Source organism: Robertmurraya sp. FSL R5-0851 (assembly GCF_038002965.1).
Lineage (GTDB): Bacteria > Bacillota > Bacilli > Bacillales > Cytobacillaceae > Robertmurraya_A > Robertmurraya_A beringensis.
Map to the genome: position 1 here is coordinate 3,203,052 of NZ_JBBOOE010000001.1, position 18,195 is coordinate 3,221,246.

General features: G+C 36.5%; 20 protein-coding genes. 3 read left to right on the forward strand and 17 right to left on the reverse strand.

Annotated elements, in window-relative coordinates:
* Positions 1 to 136 precede the first annotated feature (136 nt).
* Positions 137 to 310 carry a DUF2759 domain-containing protein gene (locus tag MKX65_RS16540; RefSeq protein ID WP_340904624.1) on the forward strand — a complete coding sequence of 58 codons (174 nt, stop codon included), beginning with the start codon at positions 137 to 139 and terminating at the stop codon, positions 308 to 310.
* A 52-nt stretch (positions 311 to 362) separates the two neighbouring features.
* On the opposite strand, the gene MKX65_RS16545 is transcribed toward MKX65_RS16540, so the two are convergent.
* The 16 genes from MKX65_RS16545 to MKX65_RS16620 form a co-directional block, all read right to left on the reverse strand.
* Entirely contained in the window at positions 363 to 1,508 is a 1,146-nt protein-coding gene (locus tag MKX65_RS16545) for a YqgU-like beta propeller domain-containing protein (RefSeq protein ID WP_160546589.1), read from the reverse strand.
* 72 nt (positions 1,509 to 1,580) lie between these two features.
* On the reverse strand, positions 1,581 to 2,768 hold the full coding sequence (locus MKX65_RS16550) for a M14 family metallopeptidase (RefSeq protein WP_340904627.1): 1,188 nt from the start codon (positions 2,766 to 2,768) through the stop codon (positions 1,581 to 1,583).
* 113 nt (positions 2,769 to 2,881) lie between these two features.
* Positions 2,882 to 4,762 (reverse strand): LTA synthase family protein, encoded by a 1,881-nt coding sequence (locus MKX65_RS16555; RefSeq protein WP_340904628.1) that lies wholly within the window; start codon positions 4,760 to 4,762, stop codon positions 2,882 to 2,884.
* A 259-nt stretch (positions 4,763 to 5,021) separates the two neighbouring features.
* Entirely contained in the window at positions 5,022 to 5,999 is a 978-nt protein-coding gene (locus tag MKX65_RS16560; RefSeq protein ID WP_160547397.1) for an ROK family glucokinase, read from the reverse strand.
* 18 nt (positions 6,000 to 6,017) lie between these two features.
* Positions 6,018 to 6,212: a YqgQ family protein gene (locus tag MKX65_RS16565; protein WP_160547398.1), complete on the reverse strand. Its 195-nt coding sequence runs from the start codon at positions 6,210 to 6,212 to the stop codon at positions 6,018 to 6,020.
* 124 nt (positions 6,213 to 6,336) lie between these two features.
* Positions 6,337 to 7,794, reverse strand: coding sequence for a spore germination protein (locus tag MKX65_RS16570; RefSeq protein ID WP_340904631.1), 1,458 nt, complete (start codon positions 7,792 to 7,794; stop codon positions 6,337 to 6,339).
* A gap of 137 nt (positions 7,795 to 7,931) precedes the next feature.
* On the reverse strand, positions 7,932 to 9,452 hold the full coding sequence (locus tag MKX65_RS16575) for a rhomboid family intramembrane serine protease (RefSeq protein WP_160547400.1): 1,521 nt from the start codon (positions 9,450 to 9,452) through the stop codon (positions 7,932 to 7,934).
* Between the two features lie 143 nt (positions 9,453 to 9,595).
* Complete coding sequence (locus tag MKX65_RS16580) at positions 9,596 to 9,787, reverse strand: hypothetical protein (RefSeq protein WP_160547401.1); 192 nt, start codon at positions 9,785 to 9,787, stop codon at positions 9,596 to 9,598.
* A gap of 62 nt (positions 9,788 to 9,849) precedes the next feature.
* A complete protein-coding gene (locus tag MKX65_RS16585) occupies positions 9,850 to 10,806 on the reverse strand; it encodes an L-lactate dehydrogenase (protein ID WP_160547402.1) in 957 nt (318 codons plus the stop codon).
* Positions 10,807 to 10,862: 56 nt separating this feature from the next.
* Positions 10,863 to 11,639, reverse strand: a complete 777-nt coding sequence (locus MKX65_RS16590; RefSeq protein ID WP_160547403.1) for a DUF92 domain-containing protein — start codon at positions 11,637 to 11,639, stop codon at positions 10,863 to 10,865.
* Positions 11,632 to 12,198 (reverse strand): 5-formyltetrahydrofolate cyclo-ligase, encoded by a 567-nt coding sequence (locus MKX65_RS16595; RefSeq protein WP_160547404.1) that lies wholly within the window; start codon positions 12,196 to 12,198, stop codon positions 11,632 to 11,634. The genes MKX65_RS16590 and MKX65_RS16595 overlap by 8 nt, the downstream gene beginning before the upstream one ends.
* 73 nt (positions 12,199 to 12,271) lie before the next feature.
* Positions 12,272 to 12,421, reverse strand: a complete 150-nt coding sequence (rpmG, locus tag MKX65_RS16600) for a 50S ribosomal protein L33 (RefSeq protein ID WP_066049658.1) — start codon at positions 12,419 to 12,421, stop codon at positions 12,272 to 12,274.
* Between the two features lie 74 nt (positions 12,422 to 12,495).
* Positions 12,496 to 13,125 (reverse strand): hypothetical protein, encoded by a 630-nt coding sequence (locus MKX65_RS16605; RefSeq protein ID WP_160547405.1) that lies wholly within the window; start codon positions 13,123 to 13,125, stop codon positions 12,496 to 12,498.
* A 1-nt stretch (position 13,126) separates the two neighbouring features.
* Positions 13,127 to 14,569 carry a sugar phosphate nucleotidyltransferase gene (locus MKX65_RS16610; RefSeq protein WP_160547406.1) on the reverse strand — a complete coding sequence of 481 codons (1,443 nt, stop codon included), beginning with the start codon at positions 14,567 to 14,569 and terminating at the stop codon, positions 13,127 to 13,129.
* A gap of 40 nt (positions 14,570 to 14,609) precedes the next feature.
* Complete coding sequence (locus MKX65_RS16615; RefSeq protein ID WP_340904636.1) at positions 14,610 to 15,791, reverse strand: glycosyltransferase family 4 protein; 1,182 nt, start codon at positions 15,789 to 15,791, stop codon at positions 14,610 to 14,612.
* A complete protein-coding gene (locus tag MKX65_RS16620; protein WP_160547407.1) occupies positions 15,781 to 16,269 on the reverse strand; it encodes a DUF4912 domain-containing protein in 489 nt (162 codons plus the stop codon). The genes MKX65_RS16615 and MKX65_RS16620 overlap by 11 nt, the downstream gene beginning before the upstream one ends.
* A gap of 315 nt (positions 16,270 to 16,584) precedes the next feature.
* Here MKX65_RS16620 and MKX65_RS16625 point away from each other — a divergent pair, with 315 nt between their 5' ends.
* Together MKX65_RS16625 and MKX65_RS16630 are read left to right on the forward strand one after the other, a co-directional pair.
* Complete coding sequence (locus tag MKX65_RS16625; protein WP_160547408.1) at positions 16,585 to 16,953, forward strand: hypothetical protein; 369 nt, start codon at positions 16,585 to 16,587, stop codon at positions 16,951 to 16,953.
* Positions 16,946 to 17,455, forward strand: coding sequence for an endolytic transglycosylase MltG (locus tag MKX65_RS16630; RefSeq protein WP_160547409.1), 510 nt, complete (start codon positions 16,946 to 16,948; stop codon positions 17,453 to 17,455). Before MKX65_RS16625 ends, MKX65_RS16630 begins: the two co-directional genes overlap by 8 nt.
* Before the next feature lie 27 nt (positions 17,456 to 17,482).
* On the opposite strand, the gene phoU is transcribed toward MKX65_RS16630, so the two are convergent.
* Positions 17,483 to 18,142 (reverse strand): phosphate signaling complex protein PhoU, encoded by a 660-nt coding sequence (gene phoU / locus MKX65_RS16635; RefSeq protein ID WP_160547410.1) that lies wholly within the window; start codon positions 18,140 to 18,142, stop codon positions 17,483 to 17,485.
* Positions 18,143 to 18,195: the final 53 nt, after the last annotated feature.

Consider the following 18,195-nt stretch of genomic DNA (forward strand, 5'->3'; position numbering starts at 1 on the left):
TTTTTAGACCTCGACAAATGGGATAAAAACCGCTAAAATAAAATACGAATGTAAACACTTACGTTACATAGGATACTGAATATGCACAAAAAATAAAAGGCATTTGTCTTTACATTTGATAAAGGGGGCTGTCAAAGTGGGATTGGTCATTATATTTGCTTTAGTTACATTGCTATCAGCATACGGAGCATTTAGTTCACTAAAAAACAAAAATTTTCTTGGGTTATTTTTTGCTGTAGGAACTTTAGCTATATTCGGTTTCTTTACAGTTATGACTGTGATCCACCATGGATATCCAGCAACGCACTAATACAATAGCATTGCGATAAAAAAGGACTGCGAAAAGTATTCGCAGTCCTTTTTTATTCTTCTATCAACCCTAATTTCTTTTTCTCTCCAAGCAGGAGGATTTTCTCTAGACTGTATCCGTACAGACACAATGTTCCGTTTGGAGAGCAGCTGATGGGTTCATTCACTATATCTTCTATTACTACAAACTCCTCATTAGACTCAACCGAAAACTTTATAAGGTCGAACGTTCCTTCGTAAGTGTCAATCTCCGAACTATATTGTGGCTTAAATGTAAAGAATTCATGAGAATCCTTGTTGAAATCATAAAAAGGTACGGACCACCCTGAAAAATTCGACAGTTGTGGCAACAACAATTTTGACTTCACTTGAAAGTCTTGATCAAAAAATGTGTAGCTTCCTACAGATGATTCTTCACTAGGGTCTATGGTTATAGTAAGTGTGTGTTTCGGAAAAACATCTACCTGATAAACATCCTTCAAGACATCCTTACTTACTTTACTATTAATATTATACTTTTTTAACGGCGCAGAAAGCGATGGACTATCCGTACGCCAATCGAGGTATAGAAGTTCGTTAACATTACTCCAATACGCAAAAGGTTGAGGGATGGTTATTTGAGCAAGTGTATTCTTACTAATATCTAATGTATAGGTGTGATATTGCCAATCTTCAGTAAAACTCGTTATTAGCAAAAGATTTTCATTATACTCGTTCCATTCGATAGCCAATTCATTAGATGGTATCTCTGATGACAAGATGATTTTTCCACTAGATGAGATAATTGTTACCAATCCCATACTTGAATTAGGTGAAGAATGAATAAGTATGCTGTTTCTACTAGGACTAATAGTTACCGATACAATAGGATAAACACTCGAATACAAAAGAGTCGACTGACCCTCTACTAAGTCATAGGAAAAAATGGAGGAACCCTCACTAGTTTCTGTTACATATAATATGGTTTGATTATCTAACCAACCACTAGCAGAAGAAAAGCTTCCCTTCATCTCTTTAATGGGCAGCATAAGCTTACCACCAATAAACGATAGGGGTATTTCCTTCTTTTTCAACTCATTATTATGTAATGATTGAGGCAAGCTTTTTGGTACACTTTCCTTACTACATCCGTATAATAGAATATTACAAAGAAGGAAAAGAATGAGATAAAGTGCCTGTTTGTTTTTTACTGAAAACACTAATCTTTTCCTCCTTAAAGACAATTATATTTATTTTACCTTTCTCTATTGCGGTGAACAAGTAAAATCTTCTTAAACATACATGGCAGCTAAGAAAATTCCAAGCATTTCATGATATATCTTTTTATACTGTGATAACGGGAGCGGATTGATTCCTTTCCCAAGTTCGAGTGTGAACCCAGCTTGTTTAAACTCTTGTATAAACCAGTCCTTATAGCCTGCATGGCTGTCAATATATTGTACAGAACGATATCCGCTGACACGTTCAAACTCGTTTGCCAGTGAATATGCCTCAGAAGGTTCTAATCCTTCATATCCCCAATAAAACTCTTCTCCTTGTGTATGAAAAGCCAATAATCGATGAAAATTCCTTTCTTTAGCCAGCTGAGCCATTGCAATTGCCTCAGGTTCTGTTAAAGGTTCATTACCAGGGAAATCTCTAGCTGATGGTGCTTTCGGTATTTTCCTCTCTTTTTCAATTTCCCATTTGGCCGGAAATTGATTATTAAGATCAACTCCACGAATATTTGCTTTCCAACCTACAAAATCACTACTGCCACCGTTGTATGTTACTAGTTGAGCCCTCTCACTTTCTAACGGACCATGTAAAACCAAATCCACTCCATCTGGATTCACCATAGGTACGATAGATACATCGACACGGTTGTATAGGCTCTGAATATCTATTCCTCTGATTGTTCTCTGATTGGTTAATGCCAACAGAAAGGTATTCACTAACTGCATGAGTATCGGGGTAGTAATCCATTCATTCGCATGAAAAGAAGCATTATAGTGTAATTTTAAATCTCCTTTGCCGAACCGAAGCTCATAAATCGGATTTCCACGAACACTTTGCCCTATGGTACTTGTTGAGACAAAAGGATACATTTCAACAAGTTTTCTAATATCTGTTTCAAGTAGAGCTGAATCATAAAATGTTTGACCATGTATAATTGGTTTAATCATTCGCTTTGGTATATTAACAGTTTCGCCTTTCTCAAAACTGTTTGGATTACGCTTCTGATTGACTAACAATAATGCATCGATGGAAAGATTATAGTGAAGAGCTAGTCTCCAAAAGGCATCATTCTGTCCAATTATTCGATTTTCTAGCTCAAATCCTGGAATCTGTATCGTTTGCCCTTTTTCAAGGATTGTATCATTTGTCATTTTGTTAGCGTCTAGCAGTAAATGCATGGGCAACATAAATAATTGACTAAAATACTCCAATGAGTCACCAGACCGAATCTTAACTTTCAAGACCATCATCTCCTTCCTTTATCGATTCATATGAAGAAGATGAAAAAAGATTCCTAGAAAGAGTAGGGAAATCTAAAACAAAAAGAGCCTACAAAAAGTAGGCTTCTCTTTGATCACTCATTCGTGTCTTTTTTGATATTCCCAGATTTTTCGTAAAAGCGAAGCAAATCTCCATAAACAATTTTATCAGAGTACTCCAGCTCATTTTTCGCTTTTTCCATGTATGGCTCGCAAGCATCAGCAGAATCAGTAGCTTCCCCTGTCGATTTGTCATAACATGTGCCTTTGGTGTAAACATAGTCTTTCGTGATAAAACTTCCATCACGAAGCAGAGTAAACTCTGTATAGTCTTTAGAAAACAGATCCGATCCGAAATCAATATTTTGCTTCGTATCAATTCCAAGTAAGTGAAGGATTGTAGGCTTTAAATCAACCTGTCCTGACACATTGTGAATAACCTTTCCTTCTTGCCCAGGAATGTGGATGATTAAAGGTACTCTTTGAAGCTGCGTACTTTCAAACGGTGTGATTTCTTTACCTAAAAACTCACCCATGGTTTTATTATGATTTTCCGATATTCCATAATGATCACCATATAAGATGATGATTGACTCTTCGTACAATCCATTTTCCTTTAATTCTTCAATAAAAAGCTTTAATGCCTCATCTTGATAACGGACCGTAGGGAAATAATTATTTACTGTTTTATTAGTAGAATCATAAGGTTGAATATACAAATCTTCCTCGCCAAGTTCAAATGGGAAGTGATTGGTTAGAGTAATAAATTTCGAGTAAAACGGTTTTGGCATATTTAATAAATGATCAACTGATTGTTCGAAGAAAGGAATATCCTTAAGCCCCCAACCAATCGAGTTTGTCTCATCTACGTCATAATCGCCCAATGCATAAAATCTTGTATAACCTAATGAATCATACATTAAATCACGATTCCAAAAACTCTTGTTATTGGCATGGAGAGAAGCTGTGTAATAGCCATTTTCATTTAGAATTTCTGGTGTCGCCCGATACTCATTTTCTGAATGAGTAAAGAAGACTGCCCCACGGCTTAAGCCATATAAAGAATTTTCAACGATAAACTCAGAATCTGACGTTTTACCTTGTGCAGTTTGGTGATAGAAGTTATCAAAATAATAACTTTCCTTAATAAATTGATTTAGGAAGGGCGTAATTTCTTGGCCATTGACTTCCTGATTAATAACAAAGCTTTGCGTTGATTCCATTGAGATTAAGATGACATTTTTCCCTTTAGCAATTCCAAACATATCATCACTAGGACGCTTGTAATTCGCTCGAACATAGTTTTCTATATCCACCAATTCACTGCCGTCAGCTAATGCTCTTTGAGCGGAAGATTTAGACTGTAAAAAGGCATCGTAAATGTGGTAATTGTATGTTCCAATATTTTTAACAAGCATTTCTCTATCAAATGTTCGAGTAAGGAGTTGTGGTCTTTCTGCTTCAGCCAAACCTAAATTAAAAAATGCAATGGCAGCGGTAAGTAAATAATACGCACTTATTACTACTTTGTTACGATTTTTTTGTTCTGTTAAGATTGGTCTTCGCAACACAAAAGCAACGATAAGAAAGAAATCAGTGAAATACAAAAGATCCTTCCATTCTAGAAGTTCATTCACACTGCTTCCTAAGTCTGCCATATTACTTGTTTGAAACAAGACCGGTATCGTTAAGAAATCATTAAAGAAACGATAAAAAACAACATTACTAAACAGAACGGCCGACATCAGAAAACTTGTTGTAATTATGAATCGATTTTGGCTTTTTCCCTTTAAAAACAAGCCAATACCAAAGATAAACATAAGGAAACTTAACGGGTTTATAAATAAAATAAACTCTTGTCTCCAGTTCTCAATTTTAATATCAAAGCTAGTTTTATAGACGATATATGTTTTTATCCAAAGCAATACGATTGCAATTGCAATCAAAGGAAACTTTGACCATTTCAACTTGTTCATGCAGCCTGGTACCTCCTGTTTCTTGGTCAATGGTATATTTTGGTATAATCATAGTTAACCAAAAATAATCTTAATACGTTTTTAACAAAAAATCAAACTCATCATAATAATTGTTTTATAGAATGTTAAATTACTGAACTCCATATTACCCTAATAATAGACGTTTGAAACTTAAAATAGTTTCAACTTTGTCCTATTTTTTTAAAATTGACCAAAAATAAAAGGAACCTCCACTAAATTCGTAGAGGCTCCATCCAAATTATTTACTAACATAATCTCTTATTAACCAAGCTGCACCAATAACACCTGCGTCATTTCCAAGTGTTGCAACAGCGATTTTTGTTGATTCCTTTACTCTTGAGAAGGCGTATTTCTCAAAGTTTTGACGAACGCTGTCAAGTAAAATATCTCCCGCTTTTGAAACCCCTCCCCCAAGAACAATTTTCTCTGGGTTAAGTGTGTTTGCAATATTAGCTAATGCTAATCCAAGATGGAAACTTACTTCCTCAATTACTTCTTTTGCAAGTCCATCTCCATTTCTTGCGCTATCAAATATATTTTTGGCTGAGATGGTGCCCTCTTCACGATAAATCGATGCGAGTTCTCCACTTAAATCCTGTGCCTTCTTAAGCTTTTCTTTTCCTATTCGAACGATACCTGTTGCTGAAGCAATGGTCTCCAAGCAACCTGTTTTTCCACAGTTACAAGGTGCTCCACCGACAGGGATGGAAGTAATATGACCAATCTCACCGGCTGCTCCGCTTACACCTTGAACAATATGCCCATTAGCGATCACCCCACCTCCAACACCTGTTCCTAACGTGACAGCAACGATATCCTTCCCACCATTTCCAGCACCCTTCCACATTTCACCTAATGCCGCACAGTTTGCATCATTATCAATGATAGCAGGTAGAGAGGTTTCTACTTCTAATAAATCCTTTAAAGGATAGTTATCATCCCAGCCTAAATTTACAACATTGTAAATAATTCCAGTTGTATAATCTACTGGACCAGGTGCACCCATTCCTATCCCTAAAAGCTTACTTTTAGGCTGATCTAACTCTTCAAGCGCCTGATCAATTGATTTGGCAATGTTTATTGTAATATTTTTCCCCTTATCGCTATTATCTGTTGGAATTTCCCATTTTTTCAGGATTTCACCATATTGATTAATAAAAGCAAGCTTTGTTGTTGTTCCCCCTAAATCTACCCCAACCAACCACTTATCTGTCATATTCGCACCTACTATTCTTTATTTTTTTATTTGTTGAATTTCATGACGTACAATAAATAATGCCGTTTGAAAGTCCTGTTCTTCAATCAACTGAGATTGATATAATTCCTTCAGTTCTTCCTCCATTAATTCTAAATCAGCAAGGCGGTCACCAACATAAATAATAGTCCCAAACTTTTTTAAAAATTGTTGAATATCATATGTATTCTTCATGTATTTACCTCAAGTACTTAATTGTGAAAGCTTGTACAAACGCTTTCATAAAAAGTATAATCGAAAATCACGGTTTACTCAATACTACAAAAAAAATATGCCTTTCTAAAAAGAAAGACATGAATTATCTATCAGGATCTTGAGGATTTAAAATTTCTGGCCTCTTACTTTTTAAAGGAATCGGTGATCGAATAAGAACATCTTTTAATGCTTTTATATCAAAGGGGATGAATGGCCAAAGATATGGGACACCAAAAGATTTCATATTTGAAAGCAACAGGATTAAAAGTACGATCCCCACCACAAACCCGATTGTTTGAAATAGAGCTGTGAAAATCAGTAAGCACAGCCTTACTAATCTTGAGGCTAAGCTCAATTCATAGCTCGGGGTTGCAAACGTTCCAAGCGCAGCAATAGAGAAGTATAAAATGACTTCGTTACTCAATAATCCTACTTCGACAGCAACTTGTCCAATCATCAAGGCTGCTACAAGACCAAGGGCAGTTGCTAATGCTGATGGAGTATGAATAGCTGCCATCCTTAGCACGTCGAGCCCAATCTCAATCAGAAGAAACTGTAGAAAAAGTGGTATTTGTCCCATCTCATTGGGCCCTATAAAGGAAAGAGCATTTGGCAACAATTCTTTATTCGTTGCTAATAAATACCACATTGGCAACAAAAAGATAGAAGACCAAACCGCAATAAAACGTACTAATCTAAGATACGCACCAACTATAGGTTTGTTTCGATACTCCTCTGCATGCTGTAGATGGTGCCAAAAGGTAACCGGGGCAATAATCACACTTGGTGACCCATCTACGATGATACAAACATGTCCCTCATATAAATGTGTAGCCGCTGTATCTGGCCTTTCGGTATATCGAATCACAGGGAAGGGATTCCAATGTCTACCTGACAAGTACTCCTCAATTGTTTTGTCAGCCATCGGTAAGCCATCTGTATCAATTTTTGATAAAGCTTCTTTTAGCTGTTTAACCATATGAGGATCAGCAATATCTTCTATATAACTAATAACGATATCCGTCTTTGATCTTCTTCCGACCTGCATATATTCCATCCGTAGTGTACGATCTCTTACTCTTCTTCGGGTCAGAGCTGTATTAAAAACAAGTGTTTCGACAAAGCCATCTCTTGCTCCTCTAACCACCCTTTCAATATCCGGCTCTTGAGGGCCACGAACTGGGTAGGTTCTGGCGTCAATTAAAATGGCTGTCGGTATCCCATCTACAAGTAGTGCCGTAGGACCTGCTAATACGGTGTCAACTACCTTATCCAAATCGTCTGTAGTTTCCACTTCGACATAAGGAATATACGTTTTTAACAATGCACTCAGTGCATCAGGCTCAAGCTGTTCCTTCTTTAAATCTGCTAATAGTTTCATTAAATAATGCAGGATATCATCTTTAACAAAGCCATCCACAAAATAAAACGCCATTTCTTTCTCTGCGTATTCTACATCTAGTTGAATAACATCAAAGCTTTTATCAACACCAAGAGCATCTCTTAAATAACTTGTGTTGGTATGTAGTTTTGAACTCACCTTATGTTTTGCTGCTTCCATAGCGTTCACCTCGTTCAAATGAAGAGCTTACTCCAAAGATTTCCATGTATACTTCAACATCTTAGACATCCCCCCATAAAAACATACTCTCTCAATTGAAAAAGGTGATGCAAAAACATCACCTTGGGAATCATGTATTATTCTTGTATTTTATTTAAAAAACTTTGATACTCCTCTCTCTCGGGAGCGAGTTCAGCTGCTTTTTGTGCATATGTTAGGGAATCTTCTTTGTTTCCTAATTCATAGGAAACAAGGGAAAGATTATAGAATGCCTCATGAAAATACTGATCAAGGTCTACTGCCCTTTTTAAATGTAGCTCCGCTGAAGCGAGATCGTTTTGTTTGATCTCAACATAAGAAAGCTGAAAAAATAATTCTGCAGAGGAATGATGAGTTTGAATCGCATGAGTCAATAAATGATAGGCTTCATCATAATTCTCGTCCTGAAGATACACTTGAGACAAGACCATCACCGATTGTGCATCTGTAATTTTTTCTGGATTTGCGTAGCCATACCATAACAAACTACCCATTCCTCCTACAGTAAGGAATAATACTAATAGTTGCTGTAACCATTTTTTTTGTTTTGGAAAATGTAAAACGGCCGTAGCTAGAAATCCTCCTACAAGACCACCTAGATGACCAGCGTTATCAATTCCTGGGATCGTAAAACCAAGAGACAGGTTGATGGCAATAACAACCAGAACATTGAAGCCCATTGTCCGAAGGAAGAGGGATCGATAGTTAAGTCCAAAGTATAGAAGAGCTCCAAAGCAACCGAAGATTGCTCCACTTGCACCAGCCGAAAGATTTGTAGTAAATAAAAAACTTGCCACTGATCCGCTAAAACCGGCGAACAAGTATATTAAAAGAAATCTCATACGTCCATATATTTTTTCAATTGTCGGCCCAAGATAGTACAAGGCCAGTGTATTCATAAATAAATGGATAAATCCGATATGAAGTAAGATGGGGGTAAAAAACCTCCACCATTGTCCCTCTAAAATAAGTGGATTGAACTTCGCACCATACTTTATGAGCGTGGCCGTATTCGTGCTTCCACCTTTCCACTCTAGAAAAAGGTAAGCAATAATTTGAAGGGCCATAAAGACATATGTAAAAAGAGGTTTTCCATTTTCAAACATGCTCTTCTCCATTCTTATACGCTCAACAGCTTTTTCTAAAGTAGCATTTTTTAAGTCCTCGATTTCATTTGAAGAGTACTCCTCCTGTTTCTCAAATCGTATCTCCTCACTAAATATATATTCCAATTCAGAGATTTCCTTATGATAAGTATCCCGGGTAATCACCTTTGTTGTGACATTTGTCTTCAGAAACTTACTTTCCGAGAGCAGAAAATCATAGTCATCAACCGGTGGATAGGCTGACACATATAAATTTAATACGTTAGCCTCGCCGCGAACCAATTGACGTCGGATAGCTTCACCATTATTCCCGCTGTTCTCAATATCCCGAGCAAGCCAATTGCTCCAGTCTAAGTCGATCCGTCTAAGTCGAATAATTGGTACTTTTTTGTTTTCTACTCTTTCAAACCACAATTCCTCTTGCGAAGGAGAGGTTCTTAACAGTCGATACTCCTTTTTATGAATAAGAAAATGTGCTAGCTTCCAAAATAAATAATCTTCTAATTTATTCAAGCTTCCCCCTCTTCCCTTTACAAAGATTTACTCACATTATATACGAGATTGATTCTTAATAAAAAAGTTTTGAGTTCAGTTCTGTTACAATGGATAAATGTGCATAAAAAAGACCAAAGTTTACAAAAACTTTGGTCTTTTTCTTAAAAGGCAGGACGTCCTGAGAATACCGTTTTTGTCATTAAATTTCTAACATACGGTACATTCATTAAGGAACTTACAACCATTCTTCTTATCATTGGACTACCGAGTACGATATTAACCAATCGAAAACGATTCTTATAGGCATAATATCCACCAATACCAACTAATACCATAGAAAATAAACGTGACATTTTCATCCCTCCTACCTATAGTTTGAAACGTCAAATTCATTTTTATCCATGACAAATGAAAATCATTTTTCAATCTTCATGACAGGTTCCATTGTCTTTTTTAGCACTTTAACAGAGTGAGCAAACTTTACCTTCTCTGTTTCATCTAGATCCAAATGAACTACTTCTCTAATTCCATTTCTATTTACGACTGCAGGTACGCCTATGTATACATCATTTTGATCGTATTCCCCATCAAGGTAGGCTGAAACAGTAAGAACCGAATTTTCATTTTGCAAGATCGCTTTTGTTACACGAACTAAGCCCATGGCGATTCCATAAAAAGTCGCACCTTTTCTTTCAATAATGTGATAAGCTGCATCTCTTACATTAAGAAATAGCTCCTCTAAATCCTCTTGCTTATACTCACTATTTTTCTTAATCCATTGTGAAATTGGAATGCCGGCAATATCAGCTCGACTCCATACAGGAAGCTCTGTATCACCATGCTCACCGATAATGTAGGCATGAATATTTCTTGTATCTACATTAAAATAATCTCCTAACAGGTAGCGGAACCTTGCTGTATCAAGAATCGTACCAGATCCAATGACTCTTTCCTTAGGCAGGCCAGAAAACTTCCAGACAGCATAGGTTAAAATGTCTACCGGATTTGTAGCAACTAAAAATATACCATCAAAGGAATTTGCCATAACTTGCTCAACAATCCCTTTAAAAATACGCGTATTTTTTTCAACTAGATCTAATCTAGTTTCACCTGGCTTTTGATTTGCCCCTGCACAAATGACCACTAAATCAGCATCTTTACAATCACTATAATCACCAAACCATATCTTTGTTGGGCTTGGAGCAAAAGGCATCCCATGGTTTAAATCCATAGCATCTCCTTCTGATTTTTCTTTATTTAAATCAATTAGCACTAGTTCTTCCGTTACCCCTTGGTTTAACAGTGCAAATGCATAACTAGAACCTACAGCACCCGTTCCAATTAGAGCTACACGATTAACATGATTTTTCATTCCATTCCCTCCTTCGTTCATTACTTATGGTTTCCACATTACATTATTTTCATGACCTAATACATTAACAATATCGCTATAGCAGGAGCAATGCCAGATATGAAGTTTACAACATCATTATTTAAAAATTTTCTTCCTCTTATTAACGCTGTTCTTCTTTGACAATGAATGATTTTCTCGGTTTCTACCCCACATCGAGAACACCTATACAACGCTTGTACATATGCACCGAGGAATGTATCTATAACATTACCTAGAAATCCAAATAAAAAAATCACCCAAAATTCAGATATTTGTAAGTTAAATAGTACATAAGATGAATAGGCAATCAAAATAGCTCCTGCTACCGCTGCCATTGTCCCTAATAAACTGACTGCTCCCGACGTTCCTCTTTCAACAACTGAAAAAGTACGAACAGAGTAAGGGCGTCTTTTACTTAACGTGCCAATTTCCGATGCCCAAGTATCAGAGTTAGATGTAGCAATAAAAACACAAAAAGCTAAGAGTAAATGATTAGTTTGAAAGAATCCATACAATACGCTTAGTAGTGCCGCCATTCCACCATTGGCCAACACTTGCTGATAATCACGTCTAGAACCCTTCGCATGCTTCTCCTCGACTACCATTTTCTCCTTCCTTTTGTATACAGACCAAAGACTGGAAGAAACAAAGAATATCCCTAATAAAATCAATCCTTTTAGCCCCAAGCCAAAGCAAATAAGTAGCCCAACAAATACAGCTGATACACTCCCTGACTTGGTCAAAAAACGCAAGGCATACCCAAGAATAGATGCCACAATGATAAAGGACGATATTAGGATATATTCAATCAATACCAATAACCTCCTCTGAGGTAATAAGCTTTTTCACAGGAATATCATGTGGTTCTAATGGAAGCGAAGGGATGATTTGTTCTGGAAAAGCTAATGAGATCGTATTACCTTCATAATCACTTAGAAAACGATCGTAATAACCACCCCCGAAACCAATACGGTAGCCTTTTGATGTATACCCTAAGCCTGGGACAATAACTAAATCTATTTTACTTTTATGAACTTCAACCGTTTGACTGACAATTGGTTCTAGCAGGCCAAAAAAGACGGTTTCTAGTTGTTCAAAAGATTGAATTCTATGAAAAGTCATTGTACGAGTCTCTTTGTGACACTTTGGAACGACAATCGTTTTCCCTGCTTCCCAAGCCTCACGAATGATCGGGTATGTATCTACTTCTGGTGTTCTTGAAATGGTAATTGCAATGGTAGTAGCGTCCCTCCACTCCTCCGTTTGGAATAAACGAGTAGCAATCTGAGTGGATTGATTTTCATATTGTTGTTGCGGCTTTTTCTGAAGGTCTTGTTGAAGGATGGTACGAAGGAACCTTTTACTGGTCAATGAAATTCCCCCTGGTATTTGAATGTATGTATGAATATAAACACAAAAAAAGCAGTGGGAATGACCCTACTGCTTATTTTGTTTCACGGTGTAAAGTAACTCGCTTTAATCTTGGGCAATATTTTTTCAGCTCGATACGATCTGGGTTATTGCGCTTATTTTTTGTAGTGATATAGTTACGATCACCAGTTTCAGTGCAAGCTAATGTAATGTTCACACGCATATTTATCCCTCCAAACTCTATCTGTTCAGACTTGTTCGTTATTTGTTCATACGACTTTTCTATAATACCATTATTTATTTTGAAATGCTAGTGTGTTTTTTTAAAATTGTATCATTAAGATGTAAAAGCAAATTCTTCTCCGTTCCTTGAACCACCCACGCGGTGCCTTTTCTCGAAGTTTGAGCTGGTACGGTTAAGTCGAGTGTAAAGATACTTGCCGCAGCGCCCTTTCCCATCGGCTGATATTTCAAAATTCCTTTCGTTTGATCGGCCCATATTTGTTCTGTTGGAATATTCCAAAGAGGCTGTACGGTTTGTTGAATCGCTCCTTCTTCGGATTGCCCATTTACTAGAAACATCTTTTCACCTGAAAGATGAAAAATCACTCTTTCAAGTGGCGATACAAACGAGAGATGTTCGGTTGCCACTTCGTGATGACGGCTCATAAAGACTAGCTTCATGTTCTTTTCCACTGCACTATGATTTCTGACATACACTTGGAACAATCGAACTTTTGAATGGATACTTTCTTCTTTAACATGAATGGAAATCAACTCTGAAGAGATTATTTTTTCATGCCCATTGGAGATCCAATGCATATTTCCACCTATCCATAAACCCGGTATAGTTGAAAACTGTTTTCTCATATAAGGAGTGTGCTCAACTGGATCCTTTTCTATCGACAGATACGTATTTGTTATCATATTACACCCCTTGATAGATTGTTATTTGATTACGGCATTCATAGGCCATTGCTCTAGCAGTTTCAATACTCTCCGCATGTGTATAAATGGTTATATATTCTTCCATTTCGAACGGAAAAATATATATCCAACGATTATCACTTAAGTGGAGCTGAACTCCTTCTTTTATGTTTATATCCCTTGTTTTTTCAAGCATACTCTCAATAAGTATTCTAACCATTTTACTTTTTAATTGTGAGGGACAATGTATTTTTGTTATAGTCACTATTGCATCAATTGGGAGCTTTGTTTCAAGACTCTCCATGCTGTATTCACTACCTTGATAATCCTCATGCTCATAAATAAGGCCATTTTCATAAAAATTTTCAGGTTTGGTAGCAGCACTACTACTTATTTTACTCTGAATCTCTTTCTTTTCAAAAACCACCATATTATCCAGCATACTCGCTCCTTCTTCAACCACAACAAATGAAGCGATGACACAATTTACAATATGAGAGTCCTTTTTTATTTGAACTCCATCCCATAGAATGGAATCTTCTATAAAACAGTCCACCTCTATTACACAATTTTTCCCAATGACGGTATTTGCTCCAATGATCGTATTGGAACCAAGTTTTGAACCTTCACCAATTAGAACGGGACCTTCAATTCTACACAAAGGATCAATTTCACAATTTGGGCCAACCCACACATCTTTTTTAATCTCCTTGTACCCTCTTTTTTCTTTCCATCCCAAGAAGGGTGACAAGAAATCTCGATGTACTTGGTGGTATGTATGAATTTGACCTATGTCCATCCAGTAGCCCTCCAAACTAAAGCTGTAAAGAGCAACATTCTTCTCCAGTAATAAGGGAAATAAATCATGGCTAAAATCGAATGGACAGTCGCATGGAATATAGTTTAATATGGATGGTTCAATTATATAAATCCCTGTATTGATTTGATCACTAAAGATTAGGTGCTGAGGCGGCTTTTCAAGAAAACAACGAACTTTCCCTTTCTTATCTTTGATGACTATCCCGTAATGTTCAGGTTGTGCTATCGAGGTTGTTATTACCGTAAGCTCACTTCTTGATTCAAAATGGAATGTAACAGCCTTTTGAAGATTAAATTGATTAACCACATCTGAAGATATAACAATAAATGTTCCATCAATAAATTCCTTTAAAGCTTGAAGACCACCTGCTGTACCCATCGGGTTTGTCTCATATAAATAAACAAGCTTAACTCCATATTTGCTCCCGTCACCACAATGTTTTTGTATTTTTGTCGCTAGATGATGGATTGTTATGGCTATTTCCGTTACTCCCTGTGACTTTAACCATGAGATACAAAGATCAATGACAGGAGTATTCAAAATTGGTACGAGAGGTTTAGGAGTTAATAATGTAAGTGGCGACATCCGGGACCCTTTCCCACCAGCCAATATCACGCCCTTCATTCTTATCTCTCCTCTACATCCTTTGTTTGTGCGAACTTAGTTACAACCTAATCTGCATAACCGTTTCTTCAAAAACTCGGTGTGTATCCTCTGCAATTTTATTCCAGCTATACATCGTATCAACCATTCTCTTTCCACTCTCACCTAATTGTATGGCAAGTTCTTCATTGTCTAAAAGCATCATTGCCTGCTCAATAAAACTCTTGGCATTATTGCTACTCATTAATAACCCCGTGTGTAAATGACTAATAATGCTCTTTAAACCTCCAACATTCGATACAATCGTTGGTTTCGAGTAGGCCATAGCTTCTAACGCAACGATCCCAAACGGCTCATACAAACTTGGAAAAACAGCTAAATAGCATTGTTTAAAGAGAGCTTCTCTTTCGTCATCTGTAACAAATCCAATGAAATGAATATTGTTCAACCCAAGGACTTCCACTCGGTGTCTAAACTCTTGAAGCATTGGACCTTTCCCAGCAATAATAAAGTAAACATCAGGTCGACTTCTTTCCATTTCTTTTGCTGCCTCAATAAGAGTATGGAAACCTTTTTCATTTACCATCCGACCAATTGAAAATACCATTTTTTTCTTCTTATGAATGGGGAATTTTTCTAAGATTTCCTTTTTATAAGTAATGTTGGCAATGCTTGTATCTATTCCATTAGGAATCATGACAATTTTTTCGGGCTCTATTTTAAAAATGTGAAGTACTTCTTCTTTCATAGAAGAGCTACAAATAATGATTTTATCTGAATGATGAATGAGCTCTTTCTCTTGTTCATAAATCTTTTTTTGCATTTCAGTATATATTCCTTCATTCCTACCATGTTCAGTAGCGTGTATCGTTGTAACTAAAGGTAACTGTCGTTTCTCTTTCAATGTCACCGCAGCAGCACCTACAAGCCAATCGTGAGCATGAATCAAAGCATATTCATGTTCTTTCATCAGATCCATTGCTTGATGAACAATTGATAAATTTAAGCCTCCGACCCAACGAATAAAGCTGGGGTCTCCCTCATTCAAAGGAACTACCCTAAATATTTCTATATTACCTATTCTTTCATACATTGGAAGCGCCTCGACCCAAGTCGTTATGATATGAATCTGATAGCCAATGATCGTTAATGCTTTAGCTAATCCTTCCACATGCCTAGACAATCCTCCAACAACATTTGGAGGGTATTCCCATGAGAGCATTAGAATTTTCTTATTGTTCACGTTCCCACTCACTTTCCTTCACATTTTCATAGAAGCTGTATGTGCTAACATATTCATTCCATTCACGTGAATTTTTTACAATGACATGAAGTGACTTCTGTTCTTCAAGGAAATCCGTTTGTTCTATTTGGATAAACTCAGAACGATGAACTGGGAAGTATTGTTCCTCCACGAAAAACCCTAATTCCAGTAAATATACTTTGTTATCCTTCAAACCTTTTAATGTCCAATAGTTTTGTTGTACAGGAACACTAATATCTAAGAAAGGAAACTTTGTCTCATTATTATCGAGTTGTTTGGTCACATCATAAACTCTCACAATCTGACCTACAAGAGACTGTTTAAAAAAGCGTTGTATAACATCCATTTTTAGTGGTGACGTATACCAACAAACGAAAAGCTTGTCTTTAGCAATAAATTGAGTGTGTATCCCATCCTTTTCTTTTGTTTTAGCCAATGTATCGGAAACAATCGTCATTATGCACCTCAAGAATTTAGAAATTAACAGTATATGTTTTCAGTCTTTAAAAATACCTATTTGTTAGTTTCATCGTAGCACTGATAGGTTTCTCTCACAATAAACACATTTTGTCGTAATCTGCCTAACCCCGTCACACCTTTTTTTATAGGAAGAATTATTTTTAAAATTTACAGGTCTTGTAAGAAAAACTAGTCATTTCGACCTTTTTTTCTCATTTACCTCGACAAAACCCTCTTATCTTCTTACTTTGATTCGAAAATTGTCGTGTATAGTGATACAATGTTTTTATTGATTTTTTAAGAGGTGAAAGAAATGGAATATGTGTTACTAAGTTTATTGGTTATATCTATACTACTCTTCGTCCTATCTTTTTTTGTTAAGGATCCGGTGAAAGAGCTTAAGAATGAAATTGATCAGTTATCCCTAAACCAAATTCAAGAGCTATATCAAATGAAGAGAAAAATAAAGATTCTCGAGGAGGAACTTTTAGTACCCGATTCAGATTTCTCTGGTACTGCTTCTCAAAAAAGAGAGGTTCATGCTATTTTAAAGAACCAAGTTTGGTCACTATCTCAACAAGGTCTCTCCATTGAACAAATTGCAAAGCAATCTTCTCTTCCTATTGAGGATGTTGAGATTATTTTAAATGAGTTTTCTATGAGAGGAGAAACATATGAATAAGATTCACCTAAGAGCATTCGCTTTTGGTCTTCTCTTATCCACTTGCATATTTGGGACGTATTATTACTTTTCTGGAGACAATGGAGCAGCAGCTAAGCTAAGTAATGAAGAGTTAATTGCCCAAGTAGAAGATAAAGGATATAAAGTAGTTGAAGAAAAAGCATATGAAGAATTAGAAGCAAAGGCAAAGGATGCTGAGGCAACACCACCTGAAGAAGAAACAAAAGAGACAGAACAAACGGATACCACGAAAGAAGAGACAGCCAAAGAAGAAGAACAGCCTGCGGAAGCAGTTAAGGAGTACAAACTTAACATTATTAGTGGGATGCAATCGAGTGAGATTGCCACACTTTTAAAGGACGCAGGAATCATCACTGATGCTTTTGAATTCGAACAATATTTAATCAATACTGGTTATCATACGAAAGTTCAACTAGGTGAGTTTGTCGTAAAAAGCGATATGACATTCGAACAACTTGCAAAGATCATAACAAAAAGCTGAAGATGAATTTCTCTTCAGCTTTTTATATTATTCATTTAAGTCATAGTGCCTACCTTTAACAAGATAAAACGTGTGTTCAGCAATATTGGTCACATGATCCGCCGCTCTTTCTAGATAACGGCAAGTAAAAGATAGTTGTGTAATTTGCGCCAGAAATTCTGGCTTTTCTTGATTGATTCTCAAAAGCTCTTGTATGGTTACGCCATACAAATTGTCAACATCATCATCCATATCTGCCACCTGTTTTGCCTTTTGTACATCCTCCTCAATAAACGACTCTAGGGAGAGCTTTAACATTTTTGATGTAATTTCATACATTTCTTTAATATGAACAATTGGTTTTACATGTTCTTCACTGCCGATTCGAATAGCTGACTTCGCCACATTGACCGCAAAGTCGGCAATGCGCTCGATATCGGTAGCAATTTTAATAGCTACAATGATTCGGCGTAAGTCTATAGCTACAGGTTGCTGCTTTGCAATTAAAAGAATAGCAAAGTCGTTAATTTCTTCATACATCACATCAGCTCTTGTATCATTTTCCATGATTTCTAGCGCAAGTTCCACGTTCTTTGTCTCTAATGCAGTGATTGACTCTTTTAATGCTTCATCTGCAAAGTTCCCTAGCTCAACTAGCTTATTTTGAAGTTCCTTAAGATCAAAATGAAATTTTTCACGTACAACCATATTTGTCTTCCTTTCATGTCCGATTGGTATTGTTAACAATCAAATCGTTTGTT

Coding starts and splice junctions, on each gene's coding strand:
- MKX65_RS16555 (WP_340904628.1), bottom strand. CDS start 4,762: ATGAACAAGTTGAAATGGTCAAAGTTTCCTTTGATTGCAATTGCAATC.
- MKX65_RS16560 (WP_160547397.1), bottom strand. CDS start 5,999: ATGACAGATAAGTGGTTGGTTGGGGTAGATTTAGGGGGAACAACAACA.
- MKX65_RS16565 (WP_160547398.1), bottom strand. CDS start 6,212: ATGAAGAATACATATGATATTCAACAATTTTTAAAAAAGTTTGGGACT.
- MKX65_RS16570 (WP_340904631.1), bottom strand. CDS start 7,794: ATGGAAGCAGCAAAACATAAGGTGAGTTCAAAACTACATACCAACACA.
- MKX65_RS16580 (WP_160547401.1), bottom strand. CDS start 9,787: ATGTCACGTTTATTTTCTATGGTATTAGTTGGTATTGGTGGATATTAT.
- MKX65_RS16585 (WP_160547402.1), bottom strand. CDS start 10,806: ATGAAAAATCATGTTAATCGTGTAGCTCTAATTGGAACGGGTGCTGTA.
- rpmG (WP_066049658.1), bottom strand. CDS start 12,421: ATGCGTGTGAACATTACATTAGCTTGCACTGAAACTGGTGATCGTAAC.
- MKX65_RS16605 (WP_160547405.1), bottom strand. CDS start 13,125: ATGATAACAAATACGTATCTGTCGATAGAAAAGGATCCAGTTGAGCAC.
- MKX65_RS16610 (WP_160547406.1), bottom strand. CDS start 14,569: ATGAAGGGCGTGATATTGGCTGGTGGGAAAGGGTCCCGGATGTCGCCA.
- MKX65_RS16620 (WP_160547407.1), bottom strand. CDS start 16,269: ATGACGATTGTTTCCGATACATTGGCTAAAACAAAAGAAAAGGATGGG.
- MKX65_RS16625 (WP_160547408.1), top strand. CDS start 16,585: ATGGAATATGTGTTACTAAGTTTATTGGTTATATCTATACTACTCTTC.
- MKX65_RS16630 (WP_160547409.1), top strand. CDS start 16,946: ATGAATAAGATTCACCTAAGAGCATTCGCTTTTGGTCTTCTCTTATCC.
- phoU (WP_160547410.1), bottom strand. CDS start 18,142: ATGGTTGTACGTGAAAAATTTCATTTTGATCTTAAGGAACTTCAAAAT.